General features: G+C 35.9%; 17 protein-coding genes and 3 pseudogenes. 3 read left to right on the top strand and 17 right to left on the bottom strand.

Annotation, left to right across the window (positions count from 1 at the left end; all coding sequences use genetic code 11):
• Window positions 1-63 precede the first annotated feature (63 nt).
• Window positions 64-1,563, bottom strand: a pseudogene (gene xylB, locus JCM21714_RS03650) (xylulokinase).
• A gap of 74 nt (window positions 1,564-1,637) precedes the next feature.
• Window positions 1,638-2,966, bottom strand: coding sequence for a xylose isomerase (xylA, locus tag JCM21714_RS03645; RefSeq protein ID WP_035721937.1), 1,329 nt, complete (start codon window positions 2,964-2,966; stop codon window positions 1,638-1,640).
• Window positions 2,967-3,134: 168 nt separating this feature from the next.
• Between xylA and JCM21714_RS03640 the strand changes: the two genes are divergently transcribed.
• Both JCM21714_RS03640 and JCM21714_RS03635 read left to right on the top strand, forming a co-directional pair.
• Complete coding sequence (locus JCM21714_RS03640) at window positions 3,135-4,319, top strand: ROK family protein (RefSeq protein ID WP_035721935.1); 1,185 nt, start codon at window positions 3,135-3,137, stop codon at window positions 4,317-4,319.
• 106 nt (window positions 4,320-4,425) lie between these two features.
• Window positions 4,426-5,298 (top strand): superoxide dismutase, encoded by an 873-nt coding sequence (locus tag JCM21714_RS03635; protein ID WP_035721933.1) that lies wholly within the window; start codon window positions 4,426-4,428, stop codon window positions 5,296-5,298.
• 190 nt (window positions 5,299-5,488) lie between these two features.
• On the opposite strand, the gene JCM21714_RS03630 is transcribed toward JCM21714_RS03635, so the two are convergent.
• From JCM21714_RS03630 to JCM21714_RS03590, 10 genes and pseudogenes are all read right to left on the bottom strand, one after another.
• Entirely contained in the window at window positions 5,489-5,824 is a 336-nt protein-coding gene (locus JCM21714_RS03630; protein WP_052000357.1) for a YrhK family protein, read from the bottom strand.
• Between the two features lie 584 nt (window positions 5,825-6,408).
• A complete protein-coding gene (locus JCM21714_RS22705) occupies window positions 6,409-6,537 on the bottom strand; it encodes a hypothetical protein (protein ID WP_268748278.1) in 129 nt (42 codons plus the stop codon).
• Window positions 6,527-7,252: a hypothetical protein gene (locus JCM21714_RS03625; RefSeq protein ID WP_035721932.1), complete on the bottom strand. Its 726-nt coding sequence runs from the start codon at window positions 7,250-7,252 to the stop codon at window positions 6,527-6,529. The genes JCM21714_RS22705 and JCM21714_RS03625 overlap by 11 nt, the downstream gene beginning before the upstream one ends.
• Window positions 7,253-7,828: 576 nt before the next feature.
• On the bottom strand, window positions 7,829-9,343 hold the full coding sequence (locus tag JCM21714_RS03620; RefSeq protein ID WP_035721930.1) for a GH39 family glycosyl hydrolase: 1,515 nt from the start codon (window positions 9,341-9,343) through the stop codon (window positions 7,829-7,831).
• Between the two features lie 82 nt (window positions 9,344-9,425).
• The gene (locus JCM21714_RS03615) at window positions 9,426-10,274 is read right to left on the bottom strand and encodes an SDR family oxidoreductase (protein WP_035721993.1); all 849 of its coding nucleotides are present in this window, start codon (window positions 10,272-10,274) and stop codon (window positions 9,426-9,428) included.
• Window positions 10,243-11,350, bottom strand: a pseudogene (gene uxuA / locus JCM21714_RS03610) (mannonate dehydratase). Before uxuA ends, JCM21714_RS03615 begins: the two are co-directional and overlap by 32 nt.
• An 18-nt stretch (window positions 11,351-11,368) precedes the next feature.
• Window positions 11,369-13,420, bottom strand: coding sequence for an alpha-glucuronidase family glycosyl hydrolase (locus tag JCM21714_RS03605; protein WP_235182581.1), 2,052 nt, complete (start codon window positions 13,418-13,420; stop codon window positions 11,369-11,371).
• Window positions 13,421-13,437: 17 nt separating this feature from the next.
• Window positions 13,438-14,046: a GntR family transcriptional regulator gene (locus JCM21714_RS03600; protein WP_084040565.1), complete on the bottom strand. Its 609-nt coding sequence runs from the start codon at window positions 14,044-14,046 to the stop codon at window positions 13,438-13,440.
• Window positions 14,047-14,193: 147 nt separating this feature from the next.
• Window positions 14,194-14,538: a hypothetical protein gene (locus tag JCM21714_RS03595; RefSeq protein ID WP_235182580.1), complete on the bottom strand. Its 345-nt coding sequence runs from the start codon at window positions 14,536-14,538 to the stop codon at window positions 14,194-14,196.
• A gap of 786 nt (window positions 14,539-15,324) precedes the next feature.
• Window positions 15,325-15,840: a DoxX family protein gene (locus JCM21714_RS03590; protein ID WP_035721926.1), complete on the bottom strand. Its 516-nt coding sequence runs from the start codon at window positions 15,838-15,840 to the stop codon at window positions 15,325-15,327.
• 252 nt (window positions 15,841-16,092) lie between these two features.
• On the opposite strand from JCM21714_RS03590, the gene JCM21714_RS03585 reads away from it, so the two are divergent.
• Window positions 16,093-17,013, top strand: coding sequence for an aldo/keto reductase (locus JCM21714_RS03585; RefSeq protein ID WP_035721924.1), 921 nt, complete (start codon window positions 16,093-16,095; stop codon window positions 17,011-17,013).
• A 277-nt stretch (window positions 17,014-17,290) separates the two neighbouring features.
• Here the strand turns inward: JCM21714_RS03585 and JCM21714_RS20835 are convergent, their stop codons facing one another.
• From JCM21714_RS20835 to JCM21714_RS03560, 5 genes and pseudogenes are all read right to left on the bottom strand, one after another.
• Window positions 17,291-17,476: a hypothetical protein gene (locus JCM21714_RS20835; RefSeq protein ID WP_035721923.1), complete on the bottom strand. Its 186-nt coding sequence runs from the start codon at window positions 17,474-17,476 to the stop codon at window positions 17,291-17,293.
• A gap of 458 nt (window positions 17,477-17,934) precedes the next feature.
• Window positions 17,935-18,756 (bottom strand): sugar phosphate isomerase/epimerase family protein, encoded by an 822-nt coding sequence (locus tag JCM21714_RS03575; RefSeq protein ID WP_035721921.1) that lies wholly within the window; start codon window positions 18,754-18,756, stop codon window positions 17,935-17,937.
• Window positions 18,756-19,933: pseudogene (locus tag JCM21714_RS03570) on the bottom strand (dihydrodipicolinate synthase family protein). The gene JCM21714_RS03575 and the pseudogene JCM21714_RS03570 overlap by 1 nt, the downstream one beginning before the upstream one ends.
• Before the next feature lie 12 nt (window positions 19,934-19,945).
• Window positions 19,946-21,100, bottom strand: coding sequence for a Gfo/Idh/MocA family protein (locus JCM21714_RS03565; protein WP_035721919.1), 1,155 nt, complete (start codon window positions 21,098-21,100; stop codon window positions 19,946-19,948).
• 120 nt (window positions 21,101-21,220) lie between these two features.
• Window positions 21,221-22,039 carry an AraC family transcriptional regulator gene (locus JCM21714_RS03560; RefSeq protein ID WP_035721917.1) on the bottom strand — a complete coding sequence of 273 codons (819 nt, stop codon included), beginning with the start codon at window positions 22,037-22,039 and terminating at the stop codon, window positions 21,221-21,223.
• Window positions 22,040-22,079: the final 40 nt, after the last annotated feature.

Here is a 22,079-nt window from a genome sequence, read left to right as displayed (position 1 = left end):
CATTATAAAACATGCGGAGGGTATCTAAAATGATTTAGAAAACCCTCCACCATATTGATCAAATTATTTACGAAACTTCATAAGATCATGATTCAATTCTCTTGTATGTTTATAAACATTTTTATATAAATGAAACAACTCTTGATACTTTATGACATTGGAAGAAATCGGCTGATATGTTTCTGCATCTTCCAGAAATGCATCTGCACATTCTTTCAAAGAGCTAAACCATCCTGATCCGTATGCAGCTAGCATCGCAGCTCCCATCCCGGTCCTTGCTCACTTTTTAATCTGACAATTTTCGCGTCAAAAATATCTGCCTGCATTTGCAGCCAATCTGGATTTTTGGCTCCACCACCTATGGAATAGATCGTGTCAATTTGTTTCCCATTTTCTCTGAAAATAGCAATCGATTCATTCAGAGAAAAAGTAATTCCTTCTAATACGGCACGAGCAAATTCCTTAAGCGTATGCGAATTATCCATTCCTATAAAGCTGCCACGAATTTGTGCATCTGCATGTGGAGTTCGTTCTCCTACGATATAAGGTGTAAAAAGAAGACCATTTGCGCCTACCGGTACTTCCCCCCACTCCATCTAAAAGTTCTTCAAAGCTTTTGTCAGCTGCAAAAGTAGTTTTGAACCAATTTAAACTATGGCCTGCCGCAAGGGTTACTCCCATCGCATAGTAGGCATCTTTTTCCCCATGATTAAAGTAATGTACTTTGCCTTCATAATCCTTATCACCTGTTGGTTCATACGATAAAACAACTCCTGAAGTTCCGATACTTGCAAATGTCTTTCCTTCAGATAGTATCCCTGAACCAATCGCGCCACATGCATTATCAGCACCACCTGCAAATACGGCTGTAGATGTCGCTAATCCTGTTTCAGTAGCAATCTTTGAGGTAATAGTTCCTACATTTTGATGCGAATCAACTAATGGAGGACAAATAGATATATCAATATCTAATAGATTACAAATTTCTTCACTCCATACTTTTTTCGAAACATCTAATAAACTGGTACCAGCTGCGTCTGAATAATCCATATGCAATGCTTCTGTTAAACGGTAGCGTACATAGTCTTTCGGTAATACAAAGGCAGTTGCTTTAGCAAAGATTTCTGGCTCATGTTCTTTTACCCATAAAATTTTTGGCAAAGTAAAACCTTCCAGTGCCAAATTTTTTGTAATACCAATAAATTTATCTTTACCGACTTTATCATAAATCTCCTGACACTGGGCTGTTGTACGTGTATCATTCCATAGGATTGCATTGCGAAGTGGTTGATTATTATTATCTAATAAAACCAGTCCATGCATTTGCCCAGCAAAACTTAAACCTTCTATTTCTGTTACATCTCCATCAAATTGTTGCACTAATTCTTTTAGCCCAGCAACGGTCTGCTTTACCCAATCCTCTGGTTTCTGTTCTGAATAACCAGTCTTTTCCTGAATTAATGGGTAATCTTTCGATACTTCCTTTACAACTTCTCCAGACTTATCCACAAGCAGTAGTTTTACCGCACTGGTACCAAGGTCTACTCCAATTACGTAACTCACCTGCTACACCTCTCTCTATTTTTATTCATATGGAAGACTTAGCCAAATAACAGCTAAGTCTCCGATGTCATCAATTATTTACTTGCAAATGTATTTAATAAATACTGATTGATTGTAGCTTTAATTACTTCTAAGCGACCTGATTTGTTCTTGATTTCCTTCAAATTCAATGCATGTGCTTCAAGTGATTTGAAGTCTGCTTTTCCTTCTACGATATCTTTACCGATACCTTCTTTAAAGCTTGCATATCGATCATCAATAATGTTTTCAAATACACGATCCTGTACTAATTGATTTGCCACTTTATATCCGATTGCAAAATGATCCATTCCAGCGATGTGAGCGTGAAATAAGTCTTCTTGATCAAATGATCCCCCCCGGCGAACTTTCGCGTCGAAGTTTAGACCACCTGATCCAAGTCCACCATTTTTGATAATTTCATACATTGCTAGTGTTGTAGAATAGATATCTGCTGGAAATTCATCTGTATCCCAACCTAACAATGGATCGCCCTGGTTTGCATCTACAGAGCCAAGAATACCATTTACACGTGCATAACGAAGTTCATGCTCGAACGTATGACCAGCAAGTGTTGCATGGTTTGCTTCAATATTTAATTTGAATTTATCTTGTAACCCATACTTCATTAAGAAGGCATGTGTTGATTGAGAATCAAAATCATATTGATGTGTGGTTGGTTCCTTTGGTTTAGGTTCAATTAAGAATTGAGCATCAAAACCAATTTCTTCAGCGTAGTCTGCTGCCATCTGGAAGAAACGGCCAAGGTTATCCAGCTCTAAACCTAAATCTGTATTAAGTAATGTTTCGTAGCCTTCGCGACCACCCCAGAATACATAGTTTTCTCCACCAAGCTCTTTACCAATTTCAAGTTGTTTCTTTACTTTCGCAGCAGCATAGGCATACACGTCAGCATTGTTAGAAGATGCTGCTCCATGTACAAAACGAGGATTTGTAAAATTGTTTGCTGTGTTCCATAATAGTTTAACATTACTGTCTTTCATGTGATCTTTAATCAACGCAACGATCGTGTCTAAATTTTGATTGGATTCTCTTAGCGAATCGCCTTCTGGAGCAATATCAGCGTCATGAAAACAGAAATATTCAACGCCTAATTTATCAAAAAATTCAAAAGCTGCTTCCACTCTTGCTTTCGCTTGATCCATTTCATCGTATTTATCCCAGTTTCTAATTGCTGTCCCTACACCAAACGGATCACTTAGTGGTGCTGTAAATGTATGCCAATATGCCACACCATAGCGTAAAAATTCTTTCATCGATTTGCCATTAATAATTTCCTCTGGATTATAAAATTTAAATGCTAACGGATTTTGTGATTTTGAACCCTCATACTTAATTTTGTCAACGTTTTCAAACCATGTCATTTATTCATACCTCCACATTTCCTAAGTTAGGTTTATTGTTTTCGTGATCATTATAGCAATTCTACGAAAGTTTGTCTAGTGAATAAACAAAGGGAATAGAATCTTTAAGCGAATTATGGTAAAATAATTCTATTACATTGACTACGGTTGCAGAAATGAGTGAACATAATGAGCCAAACATGGAATCAGCATGTTGTAAAAAAAGAGAATAAAGCACTGGTCTTAGAAACGATAAAAGAAAAAGCTCCTATCTCCCGCGCTAGTATTGCACAGGTAACAGGATTAAATAAAGGAACGGTTTCTTCACTTGTCAGTGAATTAATAGATGAAAAATTAACAAATGAATCCGGAACAGGCGAATCAAGTGGTGGCAGAAGACCTGTTATGCTATTACTAAATGAAACCGCCGGATACACTATTTCTATTGATCTTGGTGTCAAAAGCATTTTAGGTGTATTAACAGACTTACGTGGTAATATATTACATGAAAAAAGAACCCTTTTTAATAATAATAATGTAGAAGAGGTTTTACATCTTTTATATAAACTGATTGATGAATTAGGAGTTGCTGCTCCAGATTCTGAATATGGAATTGTAGGTATTGGTGTTGGCGTACCAGGGGGGGTAGTTACAACGGAAGGAGAGATTTTATTAGCTCCAAATCTTGGGTGGAAAAAGGTTCCGCTTAGTCAACTTTTATCTGAGAAATATCAGGTTCCGATTACAGTTGAAAACGAGGCAAACGCTGGTGCATATGGTGAGAAGGTTTACGGTGTTGGCCAGCTTTCAAGTGAATTAGTGTATGCCAGTGTAGGTATCGGTATCGGTGTCGGCTTAATCTTGGATGGTAAGCTATATAGAGGTTTACGCGGATTTTCAGGTGAGTTAGGTCATATGACGATCGAAAAGGATGGAGCAGTATGCAGATGTGGCAACAAGGGATGCTGGGAACTATATGCTTCAGAACAGGCGTTATTAAAACAAGCCGAAAAGAATGGATACGTTAATGCAACGGTTGAAGAAATCGTTATAGCAGCTAACAACGGAGAAGCAAATGCGATTAATATGTTAGCACAATTAGGTGATTATTTAGGGGGGGTAGGCATTACCAATATTATTCATATTTTCAATCCAGAACAAGTAGTGATGGGCAACACCTTGCAATCAGCAGAAAAATTTATTATGCCTGCTATTGAAAAAAGAATAGAGAACAACGCAATTGGCTTTAACAAAAACGATGTTCAATTAAATATGTCAAAATTAAAAAAACATTCTACCGTAATGGGAATGGCTGCTTTTACTATCGAGAGTTTCTATATTACAAGAGGCAATGAACGTGTCACTATTTCCTAACTATGACTTATTATAAGGCATAAGCTTCATATAACTATAATACTTTTCCACATAGTTATTCACCACCTATCCGCCCACCACATATGCTACATGGGGGGGTGATGACATGGATAAAGAATACCAAAACTATTTGGAGAGTTTAATTGAATGGGGGGGAGAAAAGGTAAAAAACAAAATACAGGAATCTTCCCTACCAGAAGAAGAAAAACAACATGCGATTCAACAGGTGGTAATATGGCAAAATAATATTTATGAGATTTTAAAACAAGAAGAAAGTGATATTGATATAGACAGATTAGAAGATTTAAGATTAGCAGGCGAAAATATTTTTCAGGAAATGCGTCAGCCTCAAACTAAAGATAGTGTGCCTTATGGCAAACATCAATTACCTGCTCTTCCATATCAATACAATGCTTTAGAGCCTTACATTAGTGAACAGATTATGCGATTACACCATACTAAACATCATCAATCATATGTCAACGGATTGAATAAAGCAGAAAAAGCACTATATATCGATAAGAAGGACCCCCCCATAAAGCATTGGTTACGAGAACAAGCTTTTCATGGTTCTGGACATTATTTGCATACCATTTTCTGGTTTAATATGACGCCAAACAGTAAAAAGCAACCTTCTGGAGAGATCCTTCAACAAATCAATAAAGACTTTGGTTCATGGAATTCTTTTAAAAAGCTGTTTACTGACATAGCAAAATCTGTAGAAGGTAATGGTTGGGCAGTACTTGTATGGTCACCAAGAAGTGGTAAGCTTGCCATTCAATCGTATGAAAAACATCAATTTTTCCAATTGCCGGATACCATTCCATTGTTAGTTCTAGACGTATGGGAACATGCCTATTATTTACAACATCAAACAGATAAAGTTGCTTATATTAATAATTGGTGGAATGTCGTCAACTGGGACAACGTTAATGACCGATTTGAAGAGGCAAAAAAATTAAAATGGACACTTTTTTAGAAATAATTTATGGAACACGTTAATAAAAATGCGACTAACTAAGATATAAAAATTATGCAACAGGATGTAATTTTCTTCTAATATCTCTTTTATTCCTGTTGCTATCATATTGTTATTTCTTATTTACAATCCAGTTCTATCTTTCTTAAATTAACATATACGTAACGTAAGATCTCCCATAAATATATCATCAAGCTCTTTTTGAATTAGCTTTTTTATGATCATATTCGTTCCCGTAGTGCTTTCTTGCTTGCACTTCGTGAACTAAACGAATAGTAGGCTTTATTAGAAATTGGAAACTGGCAATAACGAATAATGTCACGCCCCAATTTTTTAATGATTCAAAATAAAAAAGAATACTTCCAATTAAAAACCAGATTGCAATGGTAAAATCATTAATGGTATACAACACATTGTATATATTCTTATAAAAACGATTATGTTTTTCCATTTTATGATTAACATAATCCTCACGTTCTTTATTACCTGAGTTTCTATTCACCTTTTCTTCATATTCATAAGACATACTAACCCTCCAATTACATAGTATTCATATATCTATAACCGTCATTTTGTATAATAAAACCTGTTTATTTTAAATCAATTATATTAAGGATGTCGATCACCTCATGTAAAGTAAAAAATTATATTGGATTTGATTTAATAGAACTTGCTAAACCTCACAATTATTTAGCTTTTTGTTCTTCCCCCCCCTCTGTTAGGATAGTTGTCACATGAATGAAACCCTTCTATTCTTATAGAAGGGTTTCATTTTACATATATATAATGGCCTTCACTTAAGTTAATACAAATCATTCTCTAAACGTAAATAACTGTTTTTTTAAGAAATTCATTTTAATTAAAGAATATACGAATGAGGCGATAATCAGCTTTCATAAGGAATATTACGTTTAAATCAATTAGGAGTTATTATGCATTAAAAATAAGAACAATATATGATCTGCTTGGAGCAACTAGTATAATTAGATTATTAATTAACAGCTTGGGATAAGTAGAAACAGTATGTTATGAAAGGGTAGCCTTAATGGAAAAATTCTACCCTTTTCTAGGTGATCCTTTCATTTGTGAGCAAGGTAAGCTCGGTTTATTTTAGAAAGAATTGAAAGTAAAAAGCCCTAAAAAGCCTAAAATTATGACTACAGCAATAAAAGGTAAAACAAAGAAGTAAACTACCTTTTGCCATGCTGTTAAAGTTTTTCTTTGTTTATCAATGTGCATTAAACCATCCTCCTGCTTTATTTTTATGATTTCCCCAAACACCAAGTTCTCCGCCGCCATAAGTTATTCCTATAGCTTTGTGTACGAAGTTCCATTGCATGTTAACTTTTGACTGAGCACGAGTTGATGAGTAAGTTTGTCTTTTACCACTCCAAGAAATGTTGAGAGTTGGGTTTAAGTTTCTTGATACGTAGTGATCACCAGCACCTACGCCAGTTACTCGAGTACCGTTATGACTGTAGTCAACTACTGATGTTGTTTGAAATACCTTAATTTTTAAGAAGGTTACATATCTATTATATGTTGCTGTTCTGTTTGCCATGATACTAATCTTATCTGTAGTTACAGGTGGCGTAACGACTTCTGTTGTTACCTCTATGCCTTTATAGTCGTCTATTTTTTGGGTTGTTTGACCGCTAGTTACTTCAGGTTCCGTTGCTAAAGCGTCCATTAGGACTTCCTGTAATTTTGGATTATATAGGTAATCAATGTAAATCAATTTTTCTTCTTCGCTTAATTCGTTGTATTGATTATAACTTTCAATTACATCTTCTCTAGCTGTCTTAGAAGATACTACTTTCTTGAACCATTCTTCATATTCTACTTTTAGCTCTTGTAAATTTAAATCGTGATCCTTAATTGTTTCTGCATTTACTGCTCCGCCACCTGCAACTAAGATCATAATACTTAACAACGAGACTAAGAACCTTTTCAAACTAACCACTCTCCTCTTTTTATTACCTGTAAAACCCCCCCAGGTTAAAATTTATATTCGCTATTAGTAACGTAAAATCCTTCTAAAAATTCAATAATATAAAAAAATCAAATTGTAAAAATTAGTATCTTCTAAATGTCTTATGGGGTAGGGGATAGAAATGCATCCTGTATAAGATGCAAAAAAGGGTGTTTGTTTGTAATCATCTATAAAAATAAATATAAAACGTATTTATTTTTATCTTAGAATATGTACAATCAAAGGAATGTAACGAAAGATCCTGTAAATATAGTTGTCAAGGTGATACATACTTATATTTATGAAGAATATGAAGAACGGAATGACGTTTCTTAAGGTGTTATTTTTTTTTGGCTCACAATAGCTTTTTTCAATTAAGAAGAAGATCTTTTGAAACAAGTCAGTTTAATTTCACTATTGGCTTAATTCTAGTTTAATACAGTTTTTTCGAATTATATAATTTCCTAAACAAACAAAAAGTCGACGTAATTTAACTTATCACATCGACAATATTCTTCATATTAAGTAACACTTATAGCATAAATCGTACTATCTGTTTCAGTCTTTACTTAGGCTTTCAATTAAACTATCATCAAGTAAGGGATACGTTCCCGTTTCGTCTTTCACACGTTCAATTTCAAGCAGCCTGACTTCATTTTTCTTTAAAGTAAGCTTCAAGATTAATCGATTTGATATTACCTCATGTTGTTCCGTTTGAAATTGTGGAATCGCACTATCTTTAAGTATTTCAAGCTGTGTTTTAGTTGGAAAACGTGGCCGGCCCATTTGTTGCCAAACACGCCATGGGTTAGCATATTCCTCATTAATTGATTTGGAAATAACAAAATATTTATTATTATCCAAAGGGAATTCTAATGTAACATCACGTTCATCAACTTTATTCTTATCCATCACTAAATTCCATACAATCACTGCTAAATTACCATTTTGCTTTTCAGTAACAATCAGCTGATCATCTCGATATAACATTTTGCTTCCTAAGCGATTAAAGAATGCGAATAAATGGTAGGTTGGTTTTTTTATACCGCCTAATCCCATTAAACCAAATCCACCATGAAACTGTGACCTTGGCACATCTGATTCTTCGAAGACATCACTAAATGTCCAATAAGAATAAGAATCAACATGATCTCCGCCTTCACTTAAAATTTTTGCCAAATAGGCAGCATTAAGCGTGGTATCATGGACTGGATTAAGTGGACTATAGGATGTATTATATTCGGTAATATGAAATGGAAGATTAGCATATCCAGCTTCATCGATTAACTGACGTACAGTTGCAAACTCATTTAACATTTTTTCCGGTTTCGCTAATTCCTGATAATAATATTCGAAATTTTTCTGGTGTGGGGGTCGTGATGTATAAGCATGACGAGAAACAAAATCTACCGGAACTTTTTCTTTCTCACAGAATGTTAAGAAGTCTGTGATCCATTCATCCGAGCCTCCACATATTGCAGGACCACCAACCTGAATATCTGCATGCACAGCTTTTACTGCATTAGCTGTAACTTTGTATAGTTTAAAATACTCTTGTTTATCAGCATCTTTCCAAAAGTTAACTAAGTTTGGTTCATTCCAGATCTCAAAAGGCCATGTTAGAACTTCTTCGATACCATAGCGCTCAATAAAGTGTTGGGTAACCGCTTTGATTAAATCTTCCCATAACTGATAATCCTTAGGAGGAGTGACGTTCCCTTCCCAGGCAAAAATCGTTTGATCGCCTGATGCAAGCTGTTTAGGCATAAATCCAATCTCGACAAAAGGCTTAAGTCCAACCTCTAAAAAGGAATCAAAGATGCGATCAATATATGTAAAGTTATAGAATGGTTTCATTTCACCATCTATTTCAACTTCACGATAAATAGCAATATCATCATGTAATAAGCCGTGACCTCTGATATAGGAAAATCCGATATCTTCTTGTACTGCTTTTAAGTGATCTAAGTACTCTTTTTGGAGCGCTAAACCTAATCGTCCTGTACCGATACACTTTTTCCAATGATCAGGAAAATATTGATCATTATCACGATTAATCTGAATCAATGTCATCGTCTTTACCACCCATTCTTCATTGTTTGGTCAAAATGTTTCATTTCCTGATATGTATTCCTTGATGTAACATCTGCCATTTTCACACTCCACTATACGCCATAAATCCACCATCGACCGGAATACAAGTACCTGTCACAAAGCCGCTTGCTTCCTCGTCCACTAACCATAGCAATGTTCCTAATAAATCCTCTGGAGAGCCTAAGCGTCTCATTGGTGTATGATCGACTATTTTTTGCATTCTTGGTGTTGGAGAACCATCTTGATTCGTTAATAGGGATCGATTTTGATCTGTTAAGAAAAATCCAGGTGCAATCGCATTGACACGAACATTGGCTTCTGCCATATGTACTGCTAACCATTGAGTGAAATTATTAACTGCCGCTTTTGCTGCACTATAGGCAGGCACTTTGGTCATTGGACTCGGTGCACTCATCGATGAAATATTAATAACTGTTGTTTTTCGTTCTACCATTCGCCTGGCAAAAATTTGTGTTGGAATTAATGTGCCAATAAAATTTAAGTTAAATACGGAAGAAAATCCTTCTGTAGTCATATCAAAGAAAGTACGGATTGAAGGATCATCAACTTCCTCTTTATTAAATTTCTCCCCGGCTGTGGAGCCATCTGGATGATTACCACCAGCACCATTGATTAAAATATCGCAAGCACCATAGGTTTGAAATACTTTTTCCTCCGCTGCAATGACTGCGTCACGATCTAATACATCACAAGCGATGGCGAGTGCTTCACCGCCTTGCTCTTTAATCGCATTAGCTACTTTTTCCGCTTTTTCATAGGTGCGATTCAGAATAGCTACTTTCATACCATGTCGTGCTAATTCTATCGACATCGCACCACATAACACCCCCCCTCCACCACCAGTTACAACGGCTACTTTATTTTTTAAATTCGAGTTGATTGGTAACATATTGAACATCCTTTCCATTATAATTGTTATAAGCATCCCATAAGCCCCCCCACAGGTACATAATACCTAACGCACGATCATATAAGCCATATCCTGGACGACACTGTTCTTCCCATATATGCCGACCATGATCAGGTCGTACATACCCGTCAAATCCGATATCATGATACGCTTTTACAATTTGATCAATTGGTACCGATCCATCCTGTGTTCGATGGGACGTTTCGATAAAATCACCATTATCAAATAATTTCACGTTACGTATATGGGCAAAATGAATTCGATTTTTAAAATCGTGAATCATCGCGACAATATCATTATCTTTTCGGGCTCCCAATGCACCTGAACATAGTGTAATTCCATTATACTCACTTGGTACTAACTTAATAATTTCCCTTAATTGATCCTGCGTCGTAACGATTCTAGCAAACCAAAAATTTCCCATGGTGGATCATCTGGATGAATGGCTAATTTAATATCATACTCCTCACATATTGGAATTACTTTTTCTAAAAAATATTGTAAATTATTCATTAAATCATCAGTTGTTACATCCTGATACGCTGCAAATAAGTCTTTTAACGTTTCAAGCGTTCAGGCTCCCACCCTGGCATCGTATAATCTGGATTAGCAGCAATTTTCCTAACCAGCTCTAAAGGATCCATAGCAGTCACTTTTTCCTTTTCATAAAAAAGTGCTGTTGACTGATCTGGTAAACTACGAAATAAGTCTGTTCGCACCCAATCAAATACAGGCATAAAATTATAACAGATTACTTTTACTCCGACACTAGCGAGATGTTTAATCGTTTCCAGATAATTCATTATATAGACATCACGATCTGCACTTCCTAATTTAATCGATTCATGAATGTTAACACTTTCAACTACATCAAGATGAAAACCGTATAAATCTGTTTGCTTTTTTACTTCCTGAATCCGATCTAATGGCCATATTTCCCCAGCAGGTATATCATGTAAAGCCCAGACAATGCCTTCTACGCCTGGGATTTGTTTAATTTTGGTAAGAGAGACACTGTCGTTCCCTTCTCCAAACCAGCGAAATACCATTCTCACGTTGCATCACCTCCTATTCTAATAAATCGCACGGTTTTGCTTATCAGCTACGCCAGATTTACGATAGAAATAAGTATTAATCTGATCTCGCCATTCGCGGGCATTATTCTTTTGCTGTTTCAATCGGTTTTGAACATTTTTGAAACGTTCCTCATCAATAAGATCTGCCAAACTGTCCCATTTTTTAATTAAGTCTTCCACCTGTTCAAATCCTTTGAAGTGTGTATCATAGATATGTTGAATAATGGTTTTGCTATTTTTTAAGGTATACTTGTATGGTACATGATGAAAAAATAAAAGCAATTCGTCAGGGCATTTGCTTACATCATTATATAGGTTTTGATTTGGCTCCGCGTACTGCGTAGTAAATCCTGTGCCAGTTTCTTTGGTACGATCGACACCGACGCCATCTCGATCAGCAAAATGATAGGTACCCCCCCATTTTGAATACTCATAACCATCAATATTCGGACCGTAATGTACTCCAGGTGTCACCATCCAGCCTACTCCTAGCGGCGCTGTATAATTTTCATAGATTTCCCAGGAGTTTAATAACATTTCTCCAAGCGTATTGGAAACTTCTTTTTTATTACCAAAGGTTTGGACGATCCACTCCTGTGCAATCTCTTCGGCTGATAAGTCTGGATTCCAGATAAGCCGTCCATATCCATACAGATTAGCTTGTGCTAATGTGTTGCCTGTCCAATTCTCATCATCCCCCCCAATATTTGAAACTGCAGCAATTCCACTATATTTGTAAGTGTGAATAGTACCCGCAACAATCTCTGCTATCGTAGTACCTGCTCCTTTTATGTACGTATCAAACTGTAATATTTGTTTCCATTGTGGAAGAAGGTAACATAAGTCAATTTGTTGCCCTGTGTACTCTTGTGCCACTTGGAACTCAATCATTTGATTTGTATTTGGCATAGCTCCAATTAGTGGTGATACCCCTTCGCGAACTTGGAAATCCATTGGTCCATTTTTAATTTGCAAAATAACATTTTCATGGAATTTTCCATCTAACGGCTTAAAATGATCATAAGCTGCGCGTGCCCGATCTGTTGTGCGATCACGCCAGTCCTGCAAATGATTATAAACAAAACAACGCCAAATCACTTTACCACCATATGGTTCAAATGCTTTTGCCAGCATATTTGCTCCATCTGCATGATCTCGATTATATGTAAAAGGTCCAGGTCGATTCTCCGAATCCGCTTTCACTATAAATCCACCAAAGTCTGGTATATAATGATAAATTTCTGCAATTTTATCTTTCCACCAGTTTTGTACTGATTGATTCAGTGGGTCAGCAGTAGACATGCCATCAATCGTCATTGGACTTGCAAAGTTAATGCTTAAGTAAAGTGTAATACCGTATGCACGGAAGATATCCGCAATTTCGCGTATTTCTGGTAAATATTTTTTTGTAATAAAATAGCTTTCTTCTTCCCATACGTTGACATTGTTTATGGAAATAGCATTGATTCCAACAGAAGAGAGGTATCTTGCATAATCCTTTATTCTTGTCTTATCTTTTACGATTTTACCATTTTGATAAAATATTGATTTACCAGAATAACCTCTTTCAACACTTCCGTTAAGGTTATCCCATTGATTTAACATTCGAAATTGATTTTTGGGTTGTTCAAATACCGCAAGTGATATAAGATCTTGTTCCAGTTGCATGTTTCTTAACAAGTGATGCACTCCATATAAAACAGCTGCATCTGAATTTCCTGAGATAATGATTTTTCCTTGATTTTCTATCACAAGATATCCTTCTTCGTTCATCTCTGCTAATCTAGCAATATGGTCATTACTTAAGAGACTTGAGATTTCTTCGATGTTACCGATTACTATTGTTGCATGATCCATATCACTTTTAGAAGTGATCCTCTGCCCTAACATAGTGAAAATAGCATCTGTCAATTCTTGTTCAGCTGATTGAATCGTTGGCGCATTTCCATTAACATATAGTGTTGTTAGCATTTTTTGATAGTGTTTTTTGCAGGTAGTATTCAAGATTGGTTGATACTGTAACCACATGTTATATTTTTTACTGGACAATTTTTATTCCCCCCCTTTTACACAAAATATTCTGCATTCTCTTGTTTTAATTGATTTTTTTCAATTTCGACTAATTGCAAATGTTCGATCACTGCCTGTTCTGCTGCTATTAAATCCTTTGCAGAAATCGCATTAAAAATCTTACGGTGTTGGTCGACAATGATATTCCAATCATGATTCACCGATAAACGCAATAAACGCAAACGATCAAATTGTATATTCATTCGCTTAATCATTTCCCATGTTCGATGCTTTCCACAACCTTTATATAATAAGTAATGGAATTCGTCATCAAGTTCAAATAATCGTTGATATGAACCTTTTTCTAAAGAAAATTCCTGTAACGTTAGATTTGTTTCGACTTGCAATAAATCTTCTTGACTGATTTTTTCAGTTGCTTCTCTTACAATGGCCTTTTCAATATTTTCACGTATAAATCGGCCTTCTTCCACTAATTTTAGATCAATTTTTGTGACAATTGTTCCAACCTGTGGAAACACTCCTAATAATTCTTCTTCGTTTAATTTAAGAAAGGCTTCCCTAACAGGGGGGGTCCGACTCACTTCTAATTTTTCAGATATTTCTTTCTCTGATAGTTTTGTTCCTGGTGCTATCTCTGCATTCATAATTTGGGATTTGATCGTGTCATATACATAATCTCGCGATGACCCCCCCTTGCTCTTTGAGTTTGGTTTATCATAACTGCACCTTCTTTATACTAGTATGGTAGTTTTATTATACTTTGTTTGTTAGCGTATTTCAACATCTATAACTTAATATTGCCAAATTATTTTCCATTCTTCATCTTCCTCTAATACAATGACAGGTTGATGAATTTCTAAATAGCCGTATTTACTCTCATAAAAATAGGTTACATTCAGCAAATAGGCAACTTGTGGAATAGCACGTTCTTCATCCACCTGATAGTTTTTTATTTTTTCTGGTTCACTAACTGAAAATTTAAATGTCTCAACGCCAAAATGTTCTAAAAACACGTGGGATCGATCTTGCACATAACTATTTTTATTGAACTTATCTTTCATTAGTGAATGAAATAATTCCCATGAGTTTGAAAAATCCCCCCCTTGCTGCTCATACTGATAAAAGGTGTCAACCAAATTTATTACTTTATTTTCAGTAGAAAATAGTTGAGATATGAAATAAATCATCATTAGAATAAAAATTATACCTGCTATGAGAAAAAGAAGCGTTTTTGAATTTCTTTTTTTATAGTAAAAACGACGTTTTTTCAATTTCATCACCTAATTACGATTATTTTTTAATAGAAAAAGTCTTTAATAAAGCATATTCAAAGATCCAATTATTATTATTGGAATTTATTAGATAAAAAATAGTTCTTAAAACCTATTGAAATCGTTTTCTAAATTTATTATAATGAAAACGGTTACAACAATAGTTGTTGTGTACATATACTGTTCCATCTTTTTGATGGGAATAATTGTACAGTATTTTGATTCAAAATAGATTGTCCCCCCTTTGCACCCTATTAATAATAGGGTGCCTTTTTTAGGCTTCATCTCATCAACTAAATAAGCGACGTAGTAACATTTGAATTATTTTCACTAAAAAGTGGTAATTTTAAAAGAAATTCTATGCGTAACAACCACTTCGCTTTCCTAGGGGGGGCGTGGGCAGCCGAAGCGATTTCCTTGCACACGATTACTCTCATAATAAATAATATAACCGGTCAACTACATCTTAATTTATTTCACATTTAAAACGGAAATTGGATACCAAAATGCTGTAATACCAACGGTTATGCTTTCTTACCTTTATAAAAAATCCAAACGATAATTCGCATCATCGTTCGGACTTTTTAAAGATTATTGTGATCTCAGTCTCGCTAGTAACTTTGTTCAACACTTCACATTAATACTTAACATTTAATGCGTTTCTGTAATTAATTCATTTGTTCTATTTCTTTTTTTATCTACATATTGACGAATAAACGGTATAACAAATCGATCTAAGCCTAAGCGTCCAGCATTATAGCCTGCAACTAAAAGAAAAACAGTTAATAAAATCATTTGGCCATTGGTGCTTACGGTACCACTAAATACAAAAGCAAAATTCATGATGATTCCCATTAGAGCTGCAAAGTTTGTAAACAATCCAAGAATAAGTGCGATACCAACTAATAATTCTCCCCACATTACTAGAAATGTAAAAATATTCGCTCCAGGTAACGCTACATTTTCCAAAAATGCAGCCCACCAGCCTTGCACTGCAGGATGTTCGCCACCTGCCTTTTCAATAGCTCCTTGTAAATAACCAGATGCATCAAAACCTCCTGTGATTTTTTCCCAACCTGCTGTCATCCACTGATAGCCTAAATAAATACGAATAATTGCTAGAATACCTGCCACATAATTATTTTTTCTTAAAAATTCAACAAACATTTTAATCACTCCTTTTTATTTGTTCAACACTTCACATTAATTGATATGAAATGTTGTTTATCTTTATTACACTTACATCATATCATGATCAGAGACATATTCAACTAGAATGTTCAATTATTCACATTTCATTCAAATATTAATGTCTGAATTGTGACAATTGTTATTTTTTAGTTTACACTATGTATACATACTATAGTAATATAGTGAAAAAATAGGAGCTACATACAAATCATAGTGAGGTGTAAGACAATGAAATATCGCAGACTTGGCATAACTAATTTAGACGTTTCTGTAGTTGGTATTGGAACATGGCAGTATGGAGGCGAATGGGGAAAGGATTTTACTCAAAAAGAAGTAGATCAAATCCTGGACCAAGCTAAAATGGAAGGAATCAATTTAATTGATACTGCTGAATGTTATGGAGATCATTTATCAGAACAGTTTATCGGTGACTTTTTAAGTCGAAATCAACGTCAAGATTGGATTGTTGCTTCAAAATTCGGTCATCATTTTCATGCTAATTTTGAAAGGACTCGTCATTGGTCAGCTGAAGAGGTATTAAAACAGTTAGATGCATCGCTCGCTTCATTAAAAACAGAGTATATTGATCTATACCAGGCCCATTCCTGTTCAGATGAGGAATTTAACAATGATGAATTATGGACAATGCTTGATAAACAAAAACAAGCAGGAAAGATCAGACATTTAGGTGTATCATTAGCAGGGAATCAAGATAGCTATCAAACAGATAAAGCCACAGAGGTTGGTGCAGAAGCAATACAGGTTGTTTATAATCGACTAGAACGAAATCCAGAAGAGGGAATCTTTCCTTCTTCTATTAAGCAGGATTTAGGAGTACTGGCAAGGGTACCTTTAGCGAGTGGCTATCTAAGTGGTAAGTATAAGCCTGGATCTACTTTTGAAAATAATGATGTTCGATCAAGACATGATCGTGAGGAAACAGATCGTAAGTTAAAAATGGTAGAAGAAATTGCTCGACATGAGGTTCCAGAGGGGATTGATATGGCAAGCTGGGCCTTAGCATGGTGTTTAAAACATGATGCGGTAACAACAGTCATACCAGGATGTAAAAATCCAGAGCAAGTTATCTCCAATGCACGTGCAGCAGATTTAGATATAGTATCAGAAGATCATCCACAGGCAAAATAACTACTTTCTAGCAACAATGTAGAAAAGGGCAACTGTCATTAAAGACATGTTGCCTTTTATTCTTCTTCCTCTTTCTTATTACCTTCTGTTTTATTAGTTTGAGTTGATTGATCATCGTTTATTGTTTCTTCTTCCGGAGATGGTTGCTTCACTTCTTCTTTTATTTCCTCATCTTTCTCTTTCTCTTCCTCTTTATCTTTCTCTTGTACTGATTCTAAATCTTCAGTTTTCTTGGAGTCGTCTTCTTGTTCTTTTTCTGGTATAGGATCCTTTCCTGCTATTGATTTTTCTTCGTATTCATTTTCAATATCTTTTGAAAAATCTTTATTTTCACTGTTGTTATTTTGCTTATCATCTTAATAGCAGTTTCTTCAGTAGATGATATATAGTTATTTTGTGCTGAACGTGATGTCGTCTGGTTTTTTTTTCTTGTTTCAATATTAGTATCAACCTTATTCTCCATTTGCTCGTTAAAGTCGATATCTTCTTCTGCTGAGTCGTCTTCTAACTCTTCTTATTCCTTTAAATAAAAAATAGTATTGGAAGGTATAATCACTTTATTATCTTCTATGTACATAACTTCTTGATGTAAACTATAAGGATATTGCTTTATTGAGTTATTATTAAAGACAGTATTACCGTCTAGGTAGCTTTTCAAAAACCACCTATGCCTATCATTATGGTAATGCCTAATGCAATAGTAATATAAACTGGCATTGAATCTTGACTATTTTTCAGCTTACTCCCCCCCTCCAAACATTCTTAATTCATATTACTAAATTACCATTGTAAGATAAAAATGCAAATAATTCTAGATAAAACAGTATTTTTACTTATTTCATAAAGTTTTAATTCACTTATAATCTAATATTTAAAAAGACTGAGAAATAAGTATTTATTCCCAGTCTCATCTTAAATTATTTATACATGTTTAGCAAAACTTTGCCTGACCTTTTGTAACACATCATCTCCATTACGATCCCACAAAGCCTGATTAATAATTTCCACTTCAATTGGACCATGGTAACCCGCTTCTTCTACAGCTTTGCGCATTCGGTTTATTTCGATAACACCCTCTCCCATCATCGCACGTCCTTTAAACATATCAGCCATTGGCACCTTCCAATCAGAAACATGGAAGCCTAGAATTCTACCTTTCGCTCTTTCAATCTCCTGATATAGATTTGGATCCCACCACACATGATAGACATCGACAACAATACCAACTTCACTTGGGTGATACTTTTCTGCAATCGTCGTCGCCTGCTCCATTGTATTAATAACAGATCGATCCGCAGCAAACATTGGATGTAATGGCTCTATCGCAAGCTTTACACCATAATCTTTGGCAAAAGGGACGAGTTGATCAATGCCTTCTGCAACTTGTAATCTAGCAGTATTCAAATCTTTATCAGAACTCGGTCCACAAACAAGTACAAGCGTATCTGTTCCTAGTTCAGCTGCTTCTTCTATCGCTCGCTTATTATCATCAATTCTTGCTGCACGTTCTTTAACTGTTGCAGCAGGGAACATTCCACCTCGACAAACACTGGAAACGTTAAGTCCGGCATCTTGAATCAAACGTTTTGATTGCTTCAAACCGATTTCTTCTATTTTATGTCGCCAAACTGAAATCCATGGTATCTGATGGCGTACACATCCCTCTACAGCTTCTTGTATATTCCATTGCTCTGTTGTAATTTGATTTAGACTAAGACGACTCATCAGTTGTGCATCTGTCATCAAAGACCCTCCTGCCTGATACCCGCTAGTTCAAGTGCTAGTGTCATTCTTGCTGTTGCTAATGCGGGATCTCTTAATAATCCTGCTTGGTCCGCCATCACAAACAAATCTGATAAATGAACAATCGAACGTGCACTCTCTTTTCCACCAATCATTCGAAAATGATCCTGATGACCATTTAAATAGGCCATGAAGACGACGCCCGTTTTATAAGAAAAGGTAGGAGTCTGGAAAATATGGCGAGATAACGGTACTGTTTTTTCTAGTAATTGATCATATTTTTGTAAATTACCGGCATCTAATGCATGCATTGCCGCTGCTGCAGCTGGAGCAATTGCATCAAATATGCCTAGTAATGCGTGACTATGACCATCACTATCACCTTTTATTAATTCAGAATAATTAAAGTCATCTCCGCTATACATCTTCACGCTCTCTGGTAATAAACGACGCATTTGAATTTCTTTTTCTTTGTCTAAAAGGGAAATCTTGATTCCATCAACCTTTGATTCATTGTCACGGATTATTTTTAAACAGACATTCATTGCTTCATCGATATCCTCGTGACCCCCCCAGTAACCTTTTAGAGCAGGATCGAACATATCACCTAACCAATGCAAAATGACAGGTTGAGAAACATTTTGTAAAATCTTATTATAGACACGATGAAAATCATCTGGCCCTTCGCACATGCTGCAAGCGCACGACTAGCCATCAGAATTATCTTTCCGCCTTCTCCTTCAACAAATGACACCTGTTCTTCATACGCCTCTTCCACATCTTCTAGTGTTACCGAAGGTGCAGGTGCTAGATGGTCGGTACCAACACCACTGGCAATATTACCACCAACTGTTTTTGCTTCTTTGATAGAACGGGAAATTAATTCTTTGGCTCCTTCCCAGCTTAAACCCATGCCGCGTTGGGCTGTATCCATTGCTTCTGCAACAGAAAGTCCAAGCGACCATAAATAATGACGATATTCCATTGTTTTATCCCAATCTATTTGAGAATTCAAGGTTGGATCAGCATCAGCTAATGGGTCTGCTACCACATGAGCAGCAGAATAAGCAATTCTTTTCTCAAATGATTTATCAGTTGGAATGTCAAACGGTGTGTAATTACTAGCTTCATAACTATATAGTTTGCGCTCTTTATTTGGCAAGAATAATTTTGTCATAAAAGTGCCTCCCTACAATTTAATATCTGGTACATCTATCCAGCGTCTCTCTTGCCAGGATTTTAATCCAAGGTCAGATAATTGCGTTCCTTTCGCCCCCCCTTCGAGTAAATCCCATGGGAATGCTTCGTCCGCAACTACGTGTTTCAAGAATAACTCCCATTGAACCTTGAATCCATTATCAAATACATCATTTGTAGGCACCTCTTGCCATTGCGTCTGAAAATCAAAAGGATTCTCAATATCTGGATTCCAGGTTGGTTTCGGTGTATTAACACGGTGCTGCACTTTACAATCACGAAGTCCGGCAACAGCACTTCCTTCTGTTCCATCAACTTGAATGGTTAGCAGGTCATCTCGGTTAACACGAACAGCCCAAGAGGAATTCGCCTGCACGATGATGCCATTTTCCAATTCAAATGTTCCATATGCGGCATCATCTGCTGTCGCCTTATATCGTTCTCCATTTTCATCGACTCGTTCAGGAATATGGGTAGCGCCTAGACACGAAACAGATTTCACATTTCCAAATAAATTATCAATTACATAACGCCAATGTGCGAACATATCTACAATAATGCCACCACCGTCTTCCTTACGATAGTTCCATGATGGGCGCTGTCCCTTTTGCCAGTCGCCTTCAAATACCCAGTAACCGAACTCCATTCTTACCGATAATATTTCTCCAAAGAAACCTGCATCAATTAGACGTTTTAATTTTAACAAACCTGGCAGAAATAATTTATCCTGGACGACACCATTTTTTACTCCTGCTTCTCTAGCTAATCGAGCCAGCTCTACGGAACCTTCCAGATTAGTTGCCGTTGGTTTTTCACAGTAGATATGCTTTCCGGCTGCAATAGCTTTCTTTATACTCTCTGCTCGTCTAACGGTGGTTTGCGAATCAAAATAGATCTCATTATAATCATCCGCTAAAGCTGCTTCAAGATCCGTTGAATAACGTTCAATCCCATGCGCATCTGCCAGCGCTTTCAATTTCTTTTCGTTTCTTCCGACTAAAATAGGATCAGGTATTAATGTATCCTCATTTTTTAATAAGACGCCACCCTGTTCTCTAATTGCCTTAATAGAACGTATAAGATGCTGATTTGTACCCATTCTTCCAGTAACACCATTCATAATGATACCGATTTTATGCTCTGTCATTTTATTTTCCCCCCCTTCCCTTGCTATGATAAATCTATAGTAACGCAATAAAAAAATCCGTCTTATTAATCTAAGAACGAATTTCTTAAAATCGGAAGTGAATTACATTGTCACACTTTATTAATAATGTTCGATTTGTTTTTGTTTGGTCCGATACTGATTTGGTGACATTTCTGTTGTATTTTTAAAAGTGCGGTAAAAAGTGGAGATTGACTCGAAACCAACCTCAAAGCAGATCGAAGCAATATCCTTCTCCGTTTCCGCTAACATCTGCTTCGCTAAACCAATTCTTACCTCTGTTAAGTATTGAATCGGTGTCATTTGATAGGTTTCTTTAAAAATAGTATTCATATGTCTGCTACTCATTCCTAGCCTTGATGCTAAATCCTCTGCATGAATCCAATCAAAATAATGAGAATCTATGTAGTCTCGCAACCGTTCAGCTCTTAACCCATTTGCATCTGCTTTCTCTGTTCTCTTATCTTCACGTGCTAAAAGTAATAATAGATGAGACAAATAAATATGGAGCGCCATCTCCTGATAACTATTCTGGTGTGCTTGCTCATAAAGCATCGTTCTTAATAATTGACGGAGCTCACTACTGTTAAATGGATTAAGCCCAATCAATTTCGCTTCAAGTAACGAATCAGAAAACAATGATTGATAAGAGGCGTCCACCATTTGCTGATCAAAAGCAAGCACAAGTACTGTTAATTTTTTATCAGATACGATCGCATGGTCGGTTAGTGGTGGGATGAAGGTTACATGGTCCTGTTTTAAATAATATTCGTTGCCATTCAGGATTATTTGGCCTGTACCTTCAAGCACATAAATTAACTGGTAGATTTGATGATGATGCTCTTCAATCCGATCACCCGCTAAATGCTTACTTTCATATAATTGAATGCCATTCGGCTCTAATAAGAGGTCTTTTAGCATATAACTTCCTCCAGGATTCAGATTTTATTTTCAGAGTTTT

Origin of the sequence: Gracilibacillus boraciitolerans JCM 21714 (assembly GCF_000521485.1) — a bacterium.
Classification (GTDB): domain Bacteria; phylum Bacillota; class Bacilli; order Bacillales; family Amphibacillaceae; genus Gracilibacillus; species Gracilibacillus boraciitolerans.
This window is presented reverse-complemented; position numbering and strand designations above follow the sequence as displayed.